The sequence below is a fragment of the Paraflavitalea sp. CAU 1676 genome (assembly GCF_029223285.1).
GTDB lineage: Bacteria > Bacteroidota > Bacteroidia > Chitinophagales > Chitinophagaceae > Paraflavitalea.
Window position 1 is genome coordinate 407,467 of the sequence record NZ_JARHUJ010000003.1, and the last position, 19,849, is coordinate 427,315.

15 protein-coding genes are annotated in these 19,849 nt (G+C 50.6%); 7 read left to right on the forward strand and 8 right to left on the reverse strand.

Annotated features, from left to right (window positions below; all coding sequences use genetic code 11):
- Nucleotides 1–670: 670 nt before the first annotated feature.
- Both P2H89_RS10540 and P2H89_RS10545 read left to right on the forward strand, forming a co-directional pair.
- Entirely contained in the window at nt 671–3,118 is a 2,448-nt protein-coding gene (locus tag P2H89_RS10540) for a penicillin acylase family protein (protein ID WP_275826692.1), read from the forward strand.
- Nucleotides 3,119–3,187: 69 nt separating this feature from the next.
- Complete coding sequence (locus P2H89_RS10545) at nt 3,188–3,529, forward strand: hypothetical protein (RefSeq protein ID WP_275826693.1); 342 nt, start codon at nt 3,188–3,190, stop codon at nt 3,527–3,529.
- A gap of 59 nt (nt 3,530–3,588) precedes the next feature.
- Here P2H89_RS10545 and P2H89_RS10550 read toward each other — a convergent pair whose 3' ends face one another.
- A complete protein-coding gene (locus P2H89_RS10550) occupies nt 3,589–4,095 on the reverse strand; it encodes a methyltransferase domain-containing protein (RefSeq protein ID WP_275826694.1) in 507 nt (168 codons plus the stop codon).
- Between the two features lie 138 nt (nt 4,096–4,233).
- Nucleotides 4,234–4,860 carry a class I SAM-dependent methyltransferase gene (locus tag P2H89_RS10555; RefSeq protein WP_275826695.1) on the reverse strand — a complete coding sequence of 209 codons (627 nt, stop codon included), beginning with the start codon at nt 4,858–4,860 and terminating at the stop codon, nt 4,234–4,236.
- Between the two features lie 88 nt (nt 4,861–4,948).
- Here P2H89_RS10555 and P2H89_RS10560 point away from each other — a divergent pair, with 88 nt between their 5' ends.
- The 3 genes from P2H89_RS10560 (at nt 4,949) to P2H89_RS10570 (ending at nt 9,913) form a co-directional block, all read left to right on the forward strand.
- Complete coding sequence (locus tag P2H89_RS10560) at nt 4,949–5,668, forward strand: Crp/Fnr family transcriptional regulator (RefSeq protein ID WP_275826696.1); 720 nt, start codon at nt 4,949–4,951, stop codon at nt 5,666–5,668.
- Between the two features lie 106 nt (nt 5,669–5,774).
- Complete coding sequence (locus P2H89_RS10565) at nt 5,775–8,312, forward strand: DUF5686 and carboxypeptidase regulatory-like domain-containing protein (RefSeq protein ID WP_275826697.1); 2,538 nt, start codon at nt 5,775–5,777, stop codon at nt 8,310–8,312.
- Nucleotides 8,313–8,872: 560 nt separating this feature from the next.
- Complete coding sequence (locus tag P2H89_RS10570) at nt 8,873–9,913, forward strand: rhodanese-related sulfurtransferase (protein WP_275826698.1); 1,041 nt, start codon at nt 8,873–8,875, stop codon at nt 9,911–9,913.
- 97 nt (nt 9,914–10,010) lie between these two features.
- Here the strand turns inward: P2H89_RS10570 and P2H89_RS10575 are convergent, their stop codons facing one another.
- The 3 genes from P2H89_RS10575 to P2H89_RS10585 form a co-directional block, all read right to left on the reverse strand.
- A complete protein-coding gene (locus tag P2H89_RS10575) occupies nt 10,011–10,583 on the reverse strand; it encodes a hypothetical protein (protein WP_275826699.1) in 573 nt (190 codons plus the stop codon).
- Between the two features lie 200 nt (nt 10,584–10,783).
- Nucleotides 10,784–11,899, reverse strand: coding sequence for a lactonase family protein (locus P2H89_RS10580; protein ID WP_275826700.1), 1,116 nt, complete (start codon nt 11,897–11,899; stop codon nt 10,784–10,786).
- 187 nt (nt 11,900–12,086) lie between these two features.
- Nucleotides 12,087–12,950, reverse strand: a complete 864-nt coding sequence (locus P2H89_RS10585) for an NAD(P)H-binding protein (protein ID WP_275826701.1) — start codon at nt 12,948–12,950, stop codon at nt 12,087–12,089.
- Nucleotides 12,951–13,110: 160 nt separating this feature from the next.
- Here P2H89_RS10585 and P2H89_RS10590 point away from each other — a divergent pair, with 160 nt between their 5' ends.
- Nucleotides 13,111–13,785 carry a hypothetical protein gene (locus tag P2H89_RS10590; protein WP_275826702.1) on the forward strand — a complete coding sequence of 225 codons (675 nt, stop codon included), beginning with the start codon at nt 13,111–13,113 and terminating at the stop codon, nt 13,783–13,785.
- 88 nt (nt 13,786–13,873) lie between these two features.
- Here the strand turns inward: P2H89_RS10590 and P2H89_RS10595 are convergent, their stop codons facing one another.
- Nucleotides 13,874–14,455 carry a Crp/Fnr family transcriptional regulator gene (locus tag P2H89_RS10595; RefSeq protein ID WP_275826703.1) on the reverse strand — a complete coding sequence of 194 codons (582 nt, stop codon included), beginning with the start codon at nt 14,453–14,455 and terminating at the stop codon, nt 13,874–13,876.
- 83 nt (nt 14,456–14,538) lie between these two features.
- Nucleotides 14,539–15,465, reverse strand: coding sequence for a phosphoribosylaminoimidazolesuccinocarboxamide synthase (locus P2H89_RS10600; protein WP_275826704.1), 927 nt, complete (start codon nt 15,463–15,465; stop codon nt 14,539–14,541).
- A gap of 142 nt (nt 15,466–15,607) precedes the next feature.
- Between P2H89_RS10600 and P2H89_RS10605 the strand changes: the two genes are divergently transcribed.
- A complete protein-coding gene (locus P2H89_RS10605) occupies nt 15,608–18,559 on the forward strand; it encodes a TonB-dependent receptor (protein ID WP_275826705.1) in 2,952 nt (983 codons plus the stop codon).
- A gap of 140 nt (nt 18,560–18,699) precedes the next feature.
- Here the strand turns inward: P2H89_RS10605 and P2H89_RS10610 are convergent, their stop codons facing one another.
- Nucleotides 18,700–19,566, reverse strand: coding sequence for a hypothetical protein (locus P2H89_RS10610; RefSeq protein ID WP_275826706.1), 867 nt, complete (start codon nt 19,564–19,566; stop codon nt 18,700–18,702).
- Nucleotides 19,567–19,849: the final 283 nt, after the last annotated feature.

Genomic DNA, 19,849 nt, shown 5'->3' on the forward strand with positions numbered 1-19,849 from the left:
TAAACAATAGCGCTGGCCCCGGGATGAAGGGCAGGCAATACAGGAACATTCCCGGAATAATGAACGATTCCAGGTCGGTTGTCAATGAAAGTAGTTGGAAGAAATGCAGGCTGTTAAACCACCAGTCCAATCACGAACAGGCAGCAAACAAGTGTAACACCGGCAAACTGTTTCAGGCGGAAGATTCTGTTGGAGTTTTTAGTAGACCTTTTCATTTGTTAAGGGAGTTTGGGTTGGGAAATTGGATGTGTACTGCAAGGTAATGCAGCACATCAACAATAGCAAACAAGTAAACGGATAAATTATAATAATAATTGTGCAGCCTATACCCCTAACAGTGAGCTACTTGTCAAACCATAAAAAGAGCCGGCCTCTGGAGAGACCGGCTCGTTAACGACGGATTTAGCAACCTATGACCTATTTAGACAAAGAGTAAGATCAAACAACACCTGGAGAGAAATGAACCGGCCCTACGGAGGCCGGTATTCAGACGACCATGTAGCCGTCCGGCTTCATAAAGGCTGTTGATTAAAAAACGACGACTGTTTAAATGTTCCCTCAAACTATATTGTAAAATTGCACCCTAATCGCTTGCCACACAATACAATTTTGTGGTATTACCAGTTCGTGTTACTTTTAAACGATTTCTATAACCCCATCCGGTAGCAGTATGAAACTCGTTCCCTTTTTAATATCCGCAGCAGTGACAACAGGCCTGGTGATCGCCCTGAGCGTGCCGCTCGGCAGCGCCCCGCCGTTTGGTAGCTTTCTCAGTCCGCAGGAAGGGTTCTGGCAAAATGCCGAACCGGTGAATGAAGATTACAACGCCACCCTGCACCTGCCCCAGTTAAAGGAAAAGGCCGAAGTCTATTTCGACGACCGGATGGTACCCCACGTATTTGCCCAGAACGATGAAGACCTGTATTTTATACAGGGTTACCTCCATGCAAAGTTCAGGCTGTGGCAGATGGAATTCCAGACCCATGCCGCCGCCGGCCGCCTCAGCGAGATCGTAGGCGCCGGAGCCGATAGCGTGATCCTCAATTTCGATCGCAACATGCGCCGCCTCGGCATGGTATACGCCGCCAAAAACTCACTGCAGGTAATGGAAAGCGATACCACCACCAAAAAGATCATCGACGCTTACACCGCCGGTGCCAACGCTTACATCGATCAGATCACCCCGGCCAACCTGCCGCTCGAATACCGCCTGCTCAATTACCGGCCCGAGCATTGGAGCAACCTCAAAACAGCCCTGTTCCTGAAATACATGAGCTACGACCTCACCGGGTCCGAGAACGATATCGAATACACCAATGCGAAAGCGGTGCTGAGCCGGGAACTCTTCGACAAGTTCTATCCGGCATCACCCGATTCGCTCGATCCCATAGTGCCGCGCGGCACCGTCTTTCAGCCACCCTTGTTTCAGCCGGTAGCACCCGCAGCAGCCGACTCGCTGTATTTTCAATGGAAAGACAGCGCCGCCATCTACGCCGTCCATAAACCTGATAAAGACAATGGCAGCAACAACTGGGCAGTGAGCGGACAAAAAACCCAAAGCGGCCGTCCGATACTCTGTAATGATCCCCACCTGGGATTATCATTACCTTCTCTCTGGTTCGAGATGCAATTGCATACGCCGCAGTCCAACGCATATGGCGCCAGCTTTCCCGGCTCGCCCGCCATCATCATTGGCTTCACCGATCAGATCGCCTGGGGCGTTACCAATGCCAGCCGCGACGTAAAAGACTATTTCGCGATCCAGTTTAAGGACGATACCCGCCAGGAATACTGGTTCGATAGTGCCTGGAAACCTTCGCAGATCACTGTTGAAGAGATCAAAGTGAAAGGAGCCCCCATGGTAAAAGATACCGTAGCCTATACCGTTTTTGGACCTGTACAATACGATGCCTCCTTCAATGGATGGGGCCGCGCCACCACACCCACCAACCTGGCGGTAAAATGGCAGGCGCATAAAGGTTCTAATGAACTGTTGACCTTCTACCAGCTTAACCGGGCAGGTAATTACAACGACTACCTAAACGCCATAAAACATTTCACCTGTCCCGCGCAAAACTTCGTCTTTGCGAGCAAGAACAATGAAGTGGCCATCTGGCAGCAGGGTAAGTTTCCCGCCAAATGGAAAGAGCAGGGCGCCTTCATCATGCCGGGTACCGATAGCAGCTATGATTGGAAACCCGATATCGAACCCGCCGAGAACCCACACGTATCTCCGGGCGCCGATTTCGTAGCCAGTGCCAACCAGTTGCCTACCGACACTACCTATCCCTACTACCAGAATGGGGGATACGACCTGTACCGCGGCTACCTCATCAACCATCGCCTGCGTGCAATGAACGGCATTACGGTGGAGGAGATGAAACAATTGCAAACAGAGAACTACAATATACTCGCCCAGCTCGCCCGTCCGGTGATGCTCAGGAACATCAAAACCGACCAGCTCAGTCCTGAAGAGCGTGAATACCTCAACTCCGTTACGGCCTGGAACCTGCGAAATGATGCAACCGAGCAGGGCGCCACCGTTTTCGACGTATGGTTCAAGACCCTCGAGTCGGAAGTGTGGAGCGATGAACTCGCAGCAGCCCCCCAGCCAACACTGGTACCGGAGTCTTATACACTGGTAGAAGCGCTGATCAGGGATTCCGCTTTTGCGCCGGTCGATAATATCAATACGGCCGACAAAGAAACGGTGGCTGATGTAATAACGACAGCCTTTAAGAAAAGCGTCCCCGTACTGAAGCGTGCAGAATCGGAAGGTAAACTGACCTGGGGTAAATACAAGGATACCGGTATCCGGCACCTGCTGCGACAGATAGCCCCGCTGAGCCGCCTGCACCTGAATACCGGCGGAGGCGACAATATCATCAATGCCACCAAACAATACCATGGCCCCAGCTGGCGCATGGTCGTGCACCTCACCGATAAAACCGAAGCCTGGGGCGTATATCCCGGCGGTCAGCAAGGCAATCCCGGCAGTAAGTATTATGATAATTTCGTTGACCAATGGGCCAAAGGCGAATACAACAAACTGTGGTTGATGGCCGAGGGCGACGAGAAAACGGCTCAGGTGAAATATACCATGACCTTTGAAAAATAGATAACCCACCACCAACGTTGAGACGCGGCAACGAAACGGCAAGCGAATACACGTAGAAAAAAAGAACACATGAAATTCACAGTTTCCATCATACTCACTGTACTCTTAGCCTTTGCAGCCGGCCTTTACCTGCCCTGGTGGAGCCTGGCACTGGCAGCATTCATTGTAGCCCTGGCTATCCCCATGAAGCCCTGGCAAAACGGCCTCGCCGGATTTACCGGGTTGCTGATCCTTTGGGGCGGACTCGCTTGCTGGATCGATATGGCCAATCAGCACATCCTCTCCAGGAAGATCGCGCAGGTGCTTCCACTTGGTGGATCACCAATAGTACTCATCCTTGTCACCGCCCTCGTAGGCGCACTCGTGGCCGGCTCGGCCGCATTAACCGGTAGCTACGCGAGGAAGAAATAGTTATTGCAGTAGGCCTAAGCCTGGCTTCAGTTTCTGGGAAAACCAGCAATTCCCCTCCCTTACTTTTTCTTCCAGCACTTCAGCAAGCCGTCGAAATCCGATTCTACCAGTAGGTAGCTGTCCGGAATTTCATCGCCCCAGCTACAATACGTAACAATGCGGGTGCCTGTAGGCAGTACCCCGAGCTGCCTGTTCAGATAATAGCTGTAGTAGTCGTATAGCTCCTTCGAGTAAGCTATCGAATCGTCGATCCTTTCCTGGTGCGACAGGTTCTCGAAAAATGCATTGTAGAAATAGAAGTGGTCATAAGCACGCAGATCAAGCTGTGTAAAATTGCAGTGATGGAATTGCACGTTGGTTAACCCAAGCCGGTCACGCACGATAGTAGCCTGCCACACCAGGTACTCCCTTTGTTCTACGCCATAAAACATAGCCGAAGGTTTGTAATGGGCGCCAGCCAGACAAAACTTACCCACGCCGCTGCCTATATCCAGGATCTTTACGCCCACTTCCTGGGCCAGGAACTGAACTGCTTTGCCGGCCACCTGCAAGGGCGACCAGTGCAAAGCGTCCAGTTTTTGTATAGGGTGGGGAAAAAGGTTTCTAAAAGTCGCCTCATTTCCAAGGCAATTATTTAAATGTTCTGTTTTTTGCGGCATGTCGGATAGCATAACAGGCAACTTAGGGGTGTAAGGAGATAGCATTTAGATCTTGATCCAGAACTTCAGCAGCGTGCCTACATGCGACTCTGCCAGGCAATAACCGGGAGGCACCCTGTCTTCGATCGTATGGAAAGTAGCCAGCCTGGTTCCCGCAGGCATGGCTTCCAGTTTCTTATATAAATTCCTGTTGTAATAGTTATACAGCGCCGTCGAAAAAGTGATGGAATGATCGATCTTGTCGGTTTCGGTCAGGTGTTCGTAAAAGGAATTGTAGAAATAGAAATGATCATACCGGTTAAAGTCGAGGTGAGTGAAATTGCCACAACTGAATTCTACATTCTGCAGGCGAAGTATCTCTTTGGCAGATTTGGCATGACTTACCAGATCGGCTCTCTGTTCAATACCATAGAAACGCGAACCGGGGTGATGGAAAGCGCCTGTGAGGCAGAATTTACCGACACCGCTGCCAATGTCCAAAACCCTCGAGCCCGCCGCCGGCGAAAGGAACTGCGCTACTTTTTGCGCAATCTCCAGCGGTGTCCAATGCCTGCTGGCCAGTTGCCGGATGGACAAAGGGTACAAATGATGGAACTGCTCGTCCGATTGATGCCAGAATAAACCGGGCGTACGGGCGCCAAAGCTTGAAAAGGAAGTCTTCAATGAATCCATGCCACAAAACTACCAGACTCATGATCAGTATGATGCACACCAATATCACCGCAAAATGTGACATTTATCAATATTTTAAAAAGTACCTTTGACTTTCCTTATGAGTATCAGCGGCATATTTCCCATTGAAAAATGGAACTTCAAAAGTCAGTCTATCATGGCCAACCTGCCAGAGAGCGACCTGGCCATACTGCTTGCTCACCAAAGCGAACAGGTTTACCACAAGGGCGAGGTGATATTCCGGGAAGGCGGATACCCATCCGGCATCTTCTTTATCAGAAAAGGAAAAGTCAAGAAATACAAACTCGCGGGAGATGGCGGCCAACAGATCATTTACGTAGCCAATACCGGCGAGCTGTTGGGCTATCATGCAGTGCTGGAAGGAGAAAGGTATCCGGATTCGGCAGCATCGCTGGAAGAGAGCACCATTCAGTTTATTCCTAAAGAGGATTTCCTGTTGACATTACAACAATCTACCATCTTAAGCGGTAGACTACTCAAAGCGCTCAGCCATGAATTCTCAGTCATGGTCAACAGCATCACCTCATTTTCCCAACAGTCGGTAAGGGAGAGACTTGCCCTGCAGTTGGTGGTGTTGCGGGAAAAATATAAAGTAGATTCCCTTCCCGGCTCAATCGTTGAGATCAATTTATCACGGGAAGACCTGGCCAACCTCGTTGGCACCACGCGCGAGTCCATAGTCCGCATGCTGAGCGAGTTCCGGGAAGCAGGTATACTCGATACCAAAGGTCGAAAGATCGTTGTGCGCGATGTAGTGGCCCTGGTTCAGATAGCTAATTACAAATAGGCCGGCTACTACGGTTATGTACAATTTTGTTAAATCTTACATAACCGGTCCAACTTATTCAGCGACAAGGAGAGAAAGCGGTTATTTTCGCAGCACAACTGCGGCTATGACAAAAACTGTACTTCTATTACCCCTCCTGTTGCTGTCAACTATCGCATCACTGGCCGGCCGTGTGTCCGGCACCGTCAAGAACCAACAGGGAGAAAATTTACCGTATGCCTCTGTGTTTGTCAAGGGTACCACCACCGGTACCACCACAAACAGCCAGGGCAGCTACTTTCTCGATCTTGCGCCCGGCCAATACACCCTCGTGTGCCAGTATGTGGGCTATGCCAAAATAGAAAAGGCCATCACCGTTACCAATGCCGCCCTCACCGTTCATTTTGAACTGAGCGTTCAGCAAACCTCCATGAAGGAAGTGGTGGTGCGCGCCAATGCCGAAGATCCCGCCTACGAGATCATCCGCAATGCCATCAAAAAGAAAAAAGAATACGTATCACCGCTCGACTCCTTTACCTGCGAGGCCTATATCAAAACCCTGGTCAAAACCCGCAAAGTGCCCAACAAGGTGCTCGGTCAGAAGATCAAAGAAGAAGACAAAAAGGAGATGGGGGTCGACTCGGTCGGCAAAGGCATTATCCACCTCTCCGAATCGCTCACGAAGATCGCCTTCAAGAAACCCAACAAGATCAAACTGGAAGTACTTTCCGGCCGCGAAAGCGGTTCCAGTGGTTATGGGTTCAACTTTCCTACGTTCATCAATTTCTACAACGACAACGTAAACGTACTCACCTCACAGCTCAATCCCCGGGGGTTTGTATCGCCCATAGCCGATGCAGCCTTCAGCTTTTATGCCTATAAATACCTCGGTTCATTTTGGGAAGATGGAAAAGAGATCAACCAGATACAGGTCATCTCCCGCCGCAACTATGAACCGCTCTTCAACGGTACCATCAATATCACCGAAGGCGATTGGCGCATACACAGCCTCGAGCTGTTGCTCACGAAGAAATCGCAGCTGGAGATCCTCGATACCATGCGCATCAAACAAATTCATGTGCCCGTATCGCCCAACGTATGGCAAACCAAAGACCAGGTGGTGTATTTCACCTTCAACATCATGGGCTTCGATGCCGTAGGCAACTTCCTCAACGTATATAATAAGTATGAGGTGACCCCCACCTTCAACAAGAAGTATTTCAACAATGTGGTCATCAAGTACGATACTGCCGTCAACAAAAGGTCCAAGCACTATTGGGATTCCATCCGCCCCGTGCAGCTGGAGCTGGAAGAAGTAAAGGATTATAAGGTCAAGGACAGCCTGCGCGAATACCGGCGCGATTCGGTGTGGACTAAGGCCTATACCGATTCCATGCGCCGCAAACAGGGTAAGGTGACCTTCATGAAAGTGTTTTACAACGGCTTTACCCGTCGTAATTACAAGGCCGATCGCCCCATGAGCTTTACCTGGAAGCCGCTGATACAGGGCATCCAGTACAATACCGTGGAAGGACTGGCGCTGAATGCCGAAGCAACCCTGCAACGATCGTTCCCCAAAACAAGGCAACAGATCAGCCTGACGCCCCATGTGCGATATGGCTTCAGTAACCAGCACCTCAATGCCTGGGCTACCCTCCAATACTGGAAACGAAGTTTTACCTGGGAAGAGGATGGCGGCACCACCAGTCGCTCGGTGTGGTCGCTGGCCGGCGGTAAACGGGTGAGCCAGTTCAACCAGGATAATCCCATCACGCCGCTCATGAACAGCGTCTACACCCTGTTCGTGCGCCGCAATTACATGAAGATCTATGAGAACTATTTCGGTAAGCTCACGTTCAACAAGCGGTTCGATAGCGACCTCCGCATAACCGCCGATCTGCTGTATGAAGACCGTATACCGATCGACAATACCACCGACTTTTCCATCTTCAAGGATAAGGACAAGGTCTTTACCCCCAACTATCCCTATGAGCAGCTCGACGAGCAGTTTACCAAACACCAGGCCCTGATAGCCAGCATCGGCGTACAGTTTCAACCAGGCCAGCGGTACATTCAATATCCCAATAACAAATTCCCCATCGGATCCAAATACCCAACCTTTGCCGTATCGTATAAGAAAGGGATCGACAACCTGCTCGGCAGCGATGTGGACTTCGATAAGTGGACATTCTCAGTTTGGGACAATATGAACTTCAAGCTGCGCGGGGCCATGAGCTATCGGCTCGGCATCGGCGGATTTATCAACGACAGTAAAGTGCCCATCCAGGACTACCAGCATTTCAATGGCAATCAACTGATCTTCGCCAGCAAATACCTGAATAGTTTTCAACTGGCGCCTTACTATGCCAACAGTACCACGGCATCGTTCTATGCAGTAGGGCACCTCGAACACCATTTCAACGGATTCCTCACCAACAAGATCCCCTTGTTCAAACGCCTCAACTGGCACCTCGTGGGCGGCGGCAATGCCTTCTTCGTGAATAAGAACAACAACTATGTGGAGGTATTCGGCGGACTGGAGAACATCTTCAAGCTGATCCGGGTGGATGTCGTAGCATCGTATTTAAACGGCAACAAAGGGCAGGTAGGCCTGCGTATTGGCCTGGGCGGCCTCTTGGGCAGCGCGATCCAATTACCGCAATAAAATGGCTCCAGATGGCTAATAGAGTAAACCTGGTCCTGCGGTTAAGGGACAGGGCAGGTTTACCTTATTCCAGAACGGGTCCCAACAAGTTCAACTCCGTTACAGTTTGACAGGCTGTCCCGTTACTAAACGTACCGACTGTCCGGTTAAGCACTTCCTACCGGGAGCCAGCACCTCCAATGGCGCCTTACAGGCAGATTTTAACGCCTGATCTCCGCTTAGTCAGCCCTTTTTTCTCATTATTGGAAAATCCTTCCCACCATGGGATCGTTTTGGCCGTCTGGCACGGCCATTCCCGTTTAAAACTGAACTGGCACGGGGATTGAAATACCTTACTCGGTTTTTCATAGGATATTGGATTTTGAAAACGGGGCTGGATCTTCATCCGGGCCCTCTTTTTTTGTAGCATACCCCCAACCGGCCATCTCCCTCAGCAGGCCAGCCGCCATTCCGATGCACAACTCTTTCATCGTGAAGAAGTTGCCTTTAGGGCCTTTTTTCGTACCTTTGCGGCGTTTCAAAATTTTGACTGTCAGGCATACGGTCACAAAATTTTACCCATGGCATTATTACACAACAGAGTCTCCCAAAAGGAGCTGAAAGAGCGTTTATACCAGGAAACCGAACCCCGGACCACCATTTCCTTCTACCAGTATTTTCCCATTCCCGATCCCCAGGTCTTTCGCGATGAGCTGTACAAAGTATTGCACGCTATAAAAGTATTCGGACGGATCTATGTAGCCCATGAAGGCATCAACGCGCAGATCAGCGTGCCGCAAAGCAATTTCGACGCGTTGAAGCAAGCGCTGTATGCGATACCGGCCTTGGATGGAGTACGGCTCAATATCGCCGTAGACGACGATGGCAAATCATTCTGGGTACTTAAGATCAAAGTGCGGGACAAGATCGTGGCCGACGGCATCATCGATCCCGCATTCGACATGGCCAATAAAGGCAAATACGTCAACGCGGCACAAATGAACCGGCTGCTCAGCGACCCCGATACCATCGTGGTCGACATGCGCAATCACTATGAATTTGAAGTAGGTCACTTCGAGAACGCCATCGAAGTACCGAGCGATACTTTCCGTGAGCAATTGCCCATGGCAGTAGATATGCTGAAGGATCAGCAGGAGAAGAACATCATCATGTATTGCACAGGCGGTATCCGGTGTGAAAAGGCCAGTGCCTACATGCTGCACAATGGTTTCAGGAATGTATATCACCTCGAAGGAGGCATCATCAACTATGCAAAGCAGATCAAGGACGAAGGGATCGATAGTAAGTTTATTGGTAAGAATTTCGTGTTCGACGACAGGCTGGGAGAGCGCATTACCGAAGATGTAATAGCCCACTGCCACCAGTGCGGCAAGCCGGCCGATACGCACACCAATTGCGCCAATGAAGGCTGCCACCTGCTGTTTATACAATGTGAGGACTGCGCCCGCACGCACGAAGGATGCTGCAGCACCGAATGCCAGGACTTCATTCACCTGCCCGAAGAGCAGCAGAAAGAGCTGCGCAAGGGCGTCCTGAAAGACGGCAATATCTTCAACAAGTCAAAAGCCCGCCTGCGGCCGAGGCTGAACAAAGAAGGGTAGCAACCACAACAATATTAAAAGGGCCGATCTGTAAAGATGGGCCCTTATTAATTTCATATCAACAGGTCTCAGACGAAATTACGGATCTTCACCAGCCTCATTTCTTCGGCGGAGGAGGTGGCATTTTAGGCGGAGCCTGCTCATACTGATACATCAGGTTGATCTTGCCTTCGCTATCAAAACGCCAGGTCTCGTGTAATTCTTTAGCCATTGTTTTTCCTTTGGCATTCGTGGTAATTTCCCGGGTCCAGATACAGACCCATTCATCATTGTTATTTTTGTTCCGGAGCGCCATGAAAGCATGCACAGAATCAACAACAGTACCCATTTGTCCGCGCACCTGTTTGGCCATCGCAATCAGACTGTCGCGGCTGCCGGCAAACATAGTACCATCGGAGAAGTACATGGTATCACTGGCTGCGAATAAACTCTTGGCATTGTCGAGCGTGTTGTTGTCCCAGTGCTTGTACAATTCCAGCAGCGATTGAACATTCTTGGGATCGCCCATTTCGAAGTTGGAAGAGTAATCAGCCGTGAACGGATAAACCGGTTGTTCCTGTCTGGCCATTGTGGAATCGCTGGCTTTAGTTGCTTCCGTGGTTGTTTTGTCGGCGTTAGACGAGCAGGCTGCCAATACAGCAAACGCTGCAAAAAGACACATCTTTCTCATAAAAGTGGGTTCTAAATTTTTTAATAATAAATAAGGCCGAAGATGTTAGTGGAGGGAGCGGAGGGACGTGGATTACAATGAGTATCCTAAGTTAGTACTTTCTGCAATACTTTCAATATAATAGGCCCCCGACCGGCAGGTGCCAACGAAAAAGGCTGCCCGGGTCGGACAGCCTTTTGAAATTCTATTAAAAGCAACCTCTACTTTAACGGGATCCACTTCAGGCATACCGGCTTATCGACCTCGATCTTCTTGCCGGTATCGGTCAGTAAACCCGTTTCTTTATCGATTGTGAACACCACGATATCATTGCTGTTCTGGTTGGCAGACAGCAGGTATTTGCCGGTAGGGTCAATGACGAAGTTACGCGGCGTGCGGCCCATCACCGATTGGTGGCCTTTGAGCGTGAGCTTGCCGGTCGATTTGTCGATCGAAAAGATCGCAATATCATTCTCATCGCCCCGGTTCGAAGCATACAGGAACTTACCATCGGGCGATACATGGATATCCGCACTGCCAACAGCGCCTTTATAACCTTCTTTGATGGCTGAAACCCTTTCGATGAATTGCAACTTGCCTTTGCTATAAGCATAAGCGCTCACATGACCGCTCATTTCCTCCATCAGATACAGGAATTTCCCATTGGGCGTAAAATCTATATGTCGCGGACCAGAACCGCCGATGGCTGAAGTAGAAGGAATTTTTGCCGGCTTCAGTTCGCCCAGCTTCTTATCGAAATCATATACCAGGATCTTATCCGTGCCCAGGTCCTGCACCAGCAGGTGGTCATTGCCCGGATCGAATACGGTAGAATGCACATGGGGCTTGTCCTGCCGCTGCTTGTCCGGACCGCTGCCCGATTGCTGGATCGTTCTTTCCGATGCACGGAGGTAACCATCCGGACTGACTCCCAGCAGCGAAAAATTGCCGCCGCTGTAGTTGGCGACCGCCACCCATTTGCCCGACTCATCGGTGGCCACATAACAGGGGTGGTCGCCGCCGCTGGATTGTTTGTTGAGGAACTTCAGCGTACCGGTCTTTTTGTCGAACTCGAAAGCAGCTACACTGCCTTTGTCGTCGCCATCTTCAAACACGGAATACACGAACTTATTATTCTTCGAAACCGCCAGGTAGCTGGGATTGCTGGCCGGGGCCTTACTTACATAAGTAGCCTCACCGGTGGCGGCATTGAATTTGTACACATAGATGCCTTCACTCTTGCCCGAGGTATAAGTTCCTACAAGCAGGTAAAAATCCTGGCTGAAAGCAAGTGCTGGCGCGATCATAAGAAGCAATTGGCAGAGCATTTTTTTCATGCCCGTAAATTACATGATATAATCATGCCACGGAAATCGATCGCGGGGTAAAGCTCGGCCGGATTTTCGCTCCACGTGTACCCGCAGAGGCGGAAGAAACACCCACAAGGCAGCGCAGCTACAAACCTACCGCGTAGGCCGCTCCGGTGTGGGAGATTGGAGCCACCCCCAACGACAGCGCATACCGCTACAACCCCGCCGCATACGCCGCTACCGTGGTACCCGGTTTCCCCAGTTCCTGCCTGGTAACCGTGCTTTCAAACCGCTCAGGATACTCGTTCAGCGCTTCGGCAATCTTGGCGCCATAATCAATGACCGGGATCACTTTACCCATTACTTTGAAAAGCCCCAACGGCATTTGCAGTGTCTTTAATTTCTTGTGCCGGTAATGATCGATGAAGATGCGGGCGGCCTCGTGCCAGGTATACGCCATCGGCCCCTGGATAGCATACTCGCGGCTTTCAGTGGTCAGCACGGTAAAGGAACGCGCCACCTGCAGGCCATAATCGGCCGCCGCGACAAAATACATTGGAGCTTTCGACGTGCCGGCCAGCAACAGACGATTGCCCTTCAGCATCAATTGGTCAAAACTCTCCATAAAGGTCGAAGGGTAGAAGATCGAATAGGGAATGCCCGACTGTTTTATCTTTTGCACCGCCGACAGTTTGATATCGAAGATCCACCAGTTGAAACCATGCATGCCCTGGTAATTTTGCACCAGCGACGACAGCAGGGCCAGCCTTTTGATACCGGTTCGTTGCGCCACGGCAATAATATTATCGATGCCTTCCCGTTCGGGCATCCGGTCGCTGCGACGGGCCGTGCGGGTCGGACTTAAACTGATGTACACCGCATCGTGGCCCGGGAATGCCGTCATCATACTGATGGGGTCGAATACATCGCCTTTCAGCACCTGCACACCGGGAAACAGCGTTTCCGCCTTTGCGGGATTACGCGCCAGCAGGCTCACTTCGAAGCCCGTCTGTATCAAAGCCCGGGTGACCGGCTTGCCGATCATACCCGTGCCGCCAATAACTAATATTTTTTTCATACCTGAACGTTGAGATAAAGATAAATCAGTAATTCGGTCCCTTGTTCACCTACAAACTTTGAATTAAAGTTTAATATCAGAGAGTTACAACACTTTTAACACAAGCTTATTGGAAATCCTTGAAGCCGGATACTACTTTTGGCATCTAAACTATACCGTTATGAACATTCGAAATGTACTCCTGTTAGCTATCGCTTTAGTCTCGCTACTTGCTTGTAAAAAACAGGGCCCACAAGGTTTCAAAAGCCTCGTGGACATCCAGACGGAAGCACCCGGAGCAAAATGCGCCACCGGCGGCCTGGCCGTCAAGTCCGGAATCGACAGGAACAACAACAATACACTGGATGCCGATGAAGTAGAAAACACGAATTTCGTTTGCAATGGGAGTACTGGCCCCGTTGGTCCGGCTGGTCCGGCTGGTCCGGCTAGCCCAGCTGATAAATTCATAATGATCAGATTATTCGAGGGTGTGTATGGAATAGGTGGTGCCGGGAACATTACCTATGGGCCGTTCTATAAGTTCAACAAAAAGAATTACCCCGGTGTGGATTCTATTGTATTTGCCGCCCGGCCTTACATAAACCATTACGGTACCGGTGGAGCTGTTATCGTAGATCTCGTCAACAAAACCTCCAATTCAGTCATCGACAATTCCCAGATGACCGGCACCAAGAATGGTATTTCATATAATGATTTACCACCTTTCCAATACTCAAAGAACATCTATAATAGTATTCCGGATGGCGACATAGACCTTGGGGTGAAAGTAACTGTGCAGGAACAAAGTCAACAGGGATACGTGTTCGATGGCTGGCTGTTTCTCTACAGGAAATAAGCAGTAGAAGCTACATGCTCGATACATTTTTTTTATAAAGGCCTCAAAGCGATTTCCAACACACCAACGTGGAAATCATTGGAGGCTTTTATTTTTTCCTCTTCCTGATCCGGCTCAAATGCTCGGGCGTAATCCCCAGCAGCGAAGCGATCATGTATTGGGGCACCCGTTGCAGAAGTGATGGCCGCTGATCGATCAGCCAGTCATACCGCTCTTCGGGCGATAGCGTCAGCAGGCGGCTGTTCTGGTTCGAGACCTCGATGAACAACTGCTCGGCCATGCGACGGCCAAAAGTCTCCATCACCGGGTGATGCCGGTACATCCACTGCATATCGGCCAGGGAGAGGTGCAGCACCTCACAGTCCTCCAGCGCATCGATATTGGCGGTAGCCGGTTGCTGTGTAAGGAAACTGGCATATTCGCTCACATAACTGTTCTCAGCCAGGAAACCCGTACACACTTCACGCCCCTCCGACAAATAATAATACCGTAGCAACCCCTTATTGATAAAGGTGACATAGCGGCAGATATCTCCGTTGCGCAGCAGTACGCCACCCTTGGGAAGCAACTGCGTCGTGAGCCTGCCCTGCAGGTCGGCCCAGGCCGCCGCATCGATGGCCGGCACCATGTGGTGATAATAAGCCCTGATCTGATCGAATTGACTATCCATACAATAAAACGGCCCTTATTATTAATAAGGGCCGCGTATAAAAAACGAATTATGAAGTAAACGCCTGTAAGGCTGTCGAATGATTATCCCAATTTCTCCAGCGACTTCACCACCCGGTCATACACTTCCTGTTCGGAGAGGTCCTGCGCTTCGAATTTCTTACCGATCACTTTTTCGTACAGCTCGATGTAGCGGCCACTGATGGTATTGATCCACTCGTCGCTCATCTCAGGTACGGTTTGCCCTTCCTTACCCATAAAATTGTTAGCGATCAGCCATTCCCGCACAAACTCCTTGCTCAGCTGTTGCTGCCGTTCGCCTTTGGCCTGACGTTCTTCGAAACCATCGGCATAGAAATAACGGGAAGAATCCGGCGTATGTACTTCATCCATCAGGTATACGGCCCCTTTGAATTTGCCAAACTCATACTTGGTATCTACCAGGATCAGTCCCTGCTTTGCTGCGATCTCCTTGCCACGGGCAAACAGCGCGAGCGCATATTGCTCCAGGATACGCCAGTCGGCCTCTGAAGCCAGTCCCTGGGCTATGATCTCTTCTTTGGAAATATCTTCGTCGTGCCCCGCTTCCGCTTTGGTGGAAGGGGTAATGATGGGAGTAGGAAAATAGTCGTTCTCTTTCATGCCTTCGGGCAAAGTGACCCCGCAAAGGGTGCGTTTACCACTGGCATAGGTACGCCAGGCATGACCGGTAAGGTTACCGCGTACCACCATCTCGATCTTGAATGGTTCGCACTTCTGACCAATCGACACACTCGGCGCCGGAACATCCATCAACCAGTTCGGACAAATATCACGGGTAGCCTCCAGCATATAAGCCGCGATCTGATTCAGTACCTGACCTTTATAGGGTATAGGTCGGGGTAATATTACATCAAATGCAGATATGCGGTTAGAGGCCACCATCACCAGCCAATTATCCTGGATAGTGTACACATCTCTTACTTTTCCTTTGTAAAACTTTGTCTGACCGGGAAATTGATAGGCATTCATGGCGCGAATATAGATCAGCCCGTCAAATGCCAGAAAAAAAGTATGCCTGAGATATTAACATTGAATACGTATTTGGTTAAAAATTAAATTTTTAGGTGCAGATTACAATACGTAGATTAGTATATAAACAAAAACTGCCATTATGAGAAACAGCTTCCAATATCGGGCAGCAGTTATTCATCTACTTTTGTTATTGTTTGCTGCCACTACCACCAACTCCCAAATTCAAACCTACACCATCACCGGGACCATCAGAAACAGCACGAACAAAGACGTTGTTCCGGCTGTATCGGTCACCGTAAAGGGTACCACGCTGGGTACCTTCAGTGATGAAAAAGGACAATTCAGGATCGTCACCTCTCAACGTCCACCCTTAACCCTGATCGTATCCTCCATTGGATTCGAAGCGCAGGAGATCACTGTCAACAATGCCAGTGATGCGGTGGAAGTAAATTTCGTACCAGCCTCCGTACTTGGTCTGGAAGTCGTAGTATCCGCCAGCCGCTCCGCGGAAAGGATACTCGAATCGCCGGTCTCCATCGAACGCATGAGCGCTGCCAACGTGCGGGCAGCGGGAGCACCCAGTTTTTACCAGGGCCTTGCCAACTACAAAGGCGTGGACTTGGTTACCTCCAGTTTAACTTTCAACACACTCAGCACCCGCGGTTTCAACGGCTCGGGTAACCTGCGTTTCAACCAGCTCGTAGACGGGATGGACAACCAGGCGCCGGCCCTTAACTTCTCCGTGGGCATTATTACCGGCCCCACCGAACTCGATATCGACAACGTCGAGTTGCTGCAGGGCGCTTCATCGGCCCTGTATGGATCGGGCGGTATGACGGGCACCCTGCTCATGACCAGCAAGAACCCTTTCAAATACCAGGGGCTCAGCTTCCAGGTAAAACAGGGTATCATGCACGTCAACAGTAATGCGCGCAGTGCCGCACCCTACTACGATTGGGCATTCCGATGGGGAAAGAAGCTCAGCGAGAACCTGGCCTTCAAGATCGGCGGGCAGTTCGTATCCGGGCAGGATTGGCAGGCCAACGATACCCGCAACCTGGCCCGCAACAACGTACTCAGCACGATCAAGCCCGGCACCCGCAGCAGCGATCCCAATTATGACGGTATCAACGTGTATGGCGACGAAGCCAGCGTAAGCATGCAGGGACTGGCCCAGGTGATCAGAGCGCAGGTATCTGCCAACCCAGCTGCTGCACCGGCCGTAGCCGCGGTAGACGCTGCGATCGCAGCCGGCTTTACGGCCCAGCAGATCGCCGCCAACCCTGCCTTGCAACCTATTCAGGCCTACCTACCTTTCCTGATACCCACCAGCCCGTCTGCCAACAATCCTTACAAAAACACGTATGGCAGTCAGCTCGTGAGCCGCACTGGTTATAACGAGTCCGACATGGTCGACTACGACGCCTACAGCATAAAACTCAACGGCGGATTGTATTATAAGATCAATAACAATGTCGAAGCCTCTGCCATCGCTTATTGGGGCGCTGGTACCACCGTATATACCGGGGCCGACCGCTATTCGTTGAAGAACTTCAAACTGGGTCAGTACCAGGTGGAAGTAAAATCCAAGAACTGGTTCCTGCGCGGTTATACCACCCAGGAAAATTCCGGCGACTCCTATACAGCCACTACCGCGGCACTAGCCGTCAACAACTTATGGAAACCTAATGGAACCTGGTTCCAGCAGTATACGGGTATTTATGGCGTATCCAGGCTCGGCATCATTCCCAATGGATCGGGAGGCTTCCTGCCTGTATTGCCCGATGGCCAGGCGCATTCGGCAGCACGCAGCGCAGGCGACAATGGCCGCATCCTGCCAGGCACCCAGGCCTTTGAAGATGCCTTAAAGACCGCCACTGGTACCAACATCAACGACAAAACGGCTGCTGGCGGCGCCAGGTTTGCCGACAAATCGGCCCTGTACCATTTCGAAGGACAGTACAACCTGAGCCAGTATATAAAAGTGGTGGAAGTAATGGTAGGCGCCAACTACCGCATCTATCACCTGAATTCAAACGGGACTATCTTTTCCGACTCATTGGCCCCCATAGATATTACAGAGTATGGCGGCTATATACAACTGCAAAAGCGCTTGTTCAATGATGTATTGAAACTCACGGCATCGGGCCGTTACGATAAGAACGAAAATTTCGATGGCCGCTTTACCCCCCGGGTAACTGCCCTCATCAAAGTGGCAAAGGACAACAACCTGCGCCTCTCGTTCCAGACTGCCTATCGTTTCCCATCCACGCAAGACCAGTACATCGATCTGAACGTGCCGGGTGCACGATTGATCGGCGCTTTGCCCGAGTTCAAGACCTATTATAACTTCGATACCAAACCGGCCTACACCGCCACCAGCATTGCGGATTTCCGGGCTTCTGTGGCAGCAGGCACGCCCAATCCTGGCTTGCTGAAAGTGGCGCCTTTCAAAGAGATGAAACCTGAAACAGCCAACTCCTACGAGTTTGGCTACCGCGGGCTGCCCGTGAAGAATTTCCTGGTAGATGCTTATATCTATTATTGCGAGTACAAGGACTTCCTGGGTAAAACAGCCGTTGGCCGCCCGGCGAACAATGGACCACTGGCCTTTGTGGCCAACCCATTGACTACCGAGCAATATTCTTACGCCGAAAATTCGGAAAGCAAGGTAAAAGCGATCGGCTGGGGTATAGGTGGTGAATACCGGATGAATGGCGGGTACAATGTCCGCGCCAATGTATCGGGCGATCAGCTGCGCGATGTGCCAGCAGGATTGATCACTTATTTCAACACACCCAAAGTGCGTTTCAATGTAGGCGTGGGTAATGAAAGCATCGCGAAGAGCCCCTGGGGTTTCAACTTCGTGTATCGCTGGCAGGATAAGATGAACTGGGAAGGAACTTTTGCAGCCGGCGAAGTGCCCGCTTATGGAACGCTCGATGGCCAGGTAAGCTATAAGCTCCAGAAGATCCGCAGCCTGATCAAGTTGGGAGGATCCAATCTGCTGAACAAATACTATTACAGCTCCCTGGGCAACCCCTATGTAGGAGGTATTTATTACATCTCTTTCGGGTATAATATTTTCTAAGCTCAACAGAGCCCTTGCAATAACCAAAGGTTACATCGAACAAAAAGCCGCCTTCATCACTGAAAGGCGGCTTTTTTATTGTACCTCGTCCTCTTTTAAAATGGCGGGTGGCGGCTCAACCGGCGCGGCCCCTAAGACCCTTACTCCACCCCCAGGATCTTCGCAGCACCAGCATAACGTGCAGCCTGGATATGGGTGGCATTTTCCTGGTAGCCGTACACAAAGCCAACGGCCAGGATCAGGGTATGATTGCTGTTGGGTGGTTCCGCTACCAGCTCCAACTCCATCGTGGTGGCAGGCATGCCTTGTTTCACCGGATGCCACATGGTCATCAAACTCGTTGGGGCCGCTTGAAAGTACGCATAGCCAGGATCGGAAAACGTATATTTATGAACATAGGAGGCAGCCATCGGATTGGTGAAACTGTCATAAGATTTATCGATCGGTGCACCATTTTGGGTAAAGAACAGATCGGGCACCAACCCCAAAGAGACCATGATCGAAAACCAGGGATACTTCTCATTGGGGAACAGGTTTACGTAAGGCTTCAGCTCCGGAATCGTGATCAATACCGACGTCTGGCTCTCGAAAAATTCATACTCTACCGGGGTACGCACAATGGCATCGAAATTAGCGTTGCGGTTGAGCGAAAAACCTTTCAGTATTTCCGGGTTCCTGGTAAGTCGCAGCGCCCGCTGGCCATAGATGTTGTCTTCATCCATATCCTGGATGGGTTTCAACAGGGAATTGATAGGGCCGGCAATATTGTAATCGGCCAGTGTTTTATGGAACAATAAAGACTTAAGGATCCACTTGCTCATGGCGGCGCGTGCGCCAAACTCCGAGTTGTTGCGACGCGTCATTTCAAACCTCTCGCCCGTTTTCACCTTCTCTCTCGAAGGTCCGCCTTTTCGACGCACGACAGGCTTTTCAACACCTCTCATTTTGTAGACAGACAGGTTTCCGACAGAGCCGGAAAAATCGAATGATTCGTTCAGTTTTCCCATACAACAAGCATTTAAAAGGTAAGTCAATCAGTACTTGCAGGCTCAAAAGCGTCAAGGATGTTCCGCTTGTTTCCCGCTCTTATCAGGTAATTGTTCCGTAGATATCCCGTATCTATAAGGGACGGGATATCTACGAGACAACTACAAGACATATACGGAACATATACGAGACATCAATAAAGTCAGATTGGGGATAGCCACAAAAAAGGCCGGCAGTGATGTACACTGCCGGCCATGGGCTATACCTGATTATTTACGAACGTTTTAGGCGATGAGCTATACT

Coding starts and splice junctions, on each gene's coding strand:
- P2H89_RS10610 (WP_275826706.1), bottom strand. CDS start 19,566: ATGGGAAAACTGAACGAATCATTCGATTTTTCCGGCTCTGTCGGAAAC.
- P2H89_RS10580 (WP_275826700.1), bottom strand. CDS start 11,899: ATGAAAAAAATGCTCTGCCAATTGCTTCTTATGATCGCGCCAGCACTT.
- P2H89_RS10555 (WP_275826695.1), bottom strand. CDS start 4,860: ATGGATTCATTGAAGACTTCCTTTTCAAGCTTTGGCGCCCGTACGCCC.
- P2H89_RS10585 (WP_275826701.1), bottom strand. CDS start 12,950: ATGAAAAAAATATTAGTTATTGGCGGCACGGGTATGATCGGCAAGCCG.
- P2H89_RS10605 (WP_275826705.1), top strand. CDS start 15,608: ATGAGAAACAGCTTCCAATATCGGGCAGCAGTTATTCATCTACTTTTG.
- P2H89_RS10595 (WP_275826703.1), bottom strand. CDS start 14,455: ATGGATAGTCAATTCGATCAGATCAGGGCTTATTATCACCACATGGTG.
- P2H89_RS10565 (WP_275826697.1), top strand. CDS start 5,775: ATGACAAAAACTGTACTTCTATTACCCCTCCTGTTGCTGTCAACTATC.
- P2H89_RS10600 (WP_275826704.1), bottom strand. CDS start 15,465: ATGAATGCCTATCAATTTCCCGGTCAGACAAAGTTTTACAAAGGAAAA.
- P2H89_RS10575 (WP_275826699.1), bottom strand. CDS start 10,583: ATGAGAAAGATGTGTCTTTTTGCAGCGTTTGCTGTATTGGCAGCCTGC.
- P2H89_RS10590 (WP_275826702.1), top strand. CDS start 13,111: ATGAACATTCGAAATGTACTCCTGTTAGCTATCGCTTTAGTCTCGCTA.
- P2H89_RS10570 (WP_275826698.1), top strand. CDS start 8,873: ATGGCATTATTACACAACAGAGTCTCCCAAAAGGAGCTGAAAGAGCGT.
- P2H89_RS10540 (WP_275826692.1), top strand. CDS start 671: ATGAAACTCGTTCCCTTTTTAATATCCGCAGCAGTGACAACAGGCCTG.
- P2H89_RS10545 (WP_275826693.1), top strand. CDS start 3,188: ATGAAATTCACAGTTTCCATCATACTCACTGTACTCTTAGCCTTTGCA.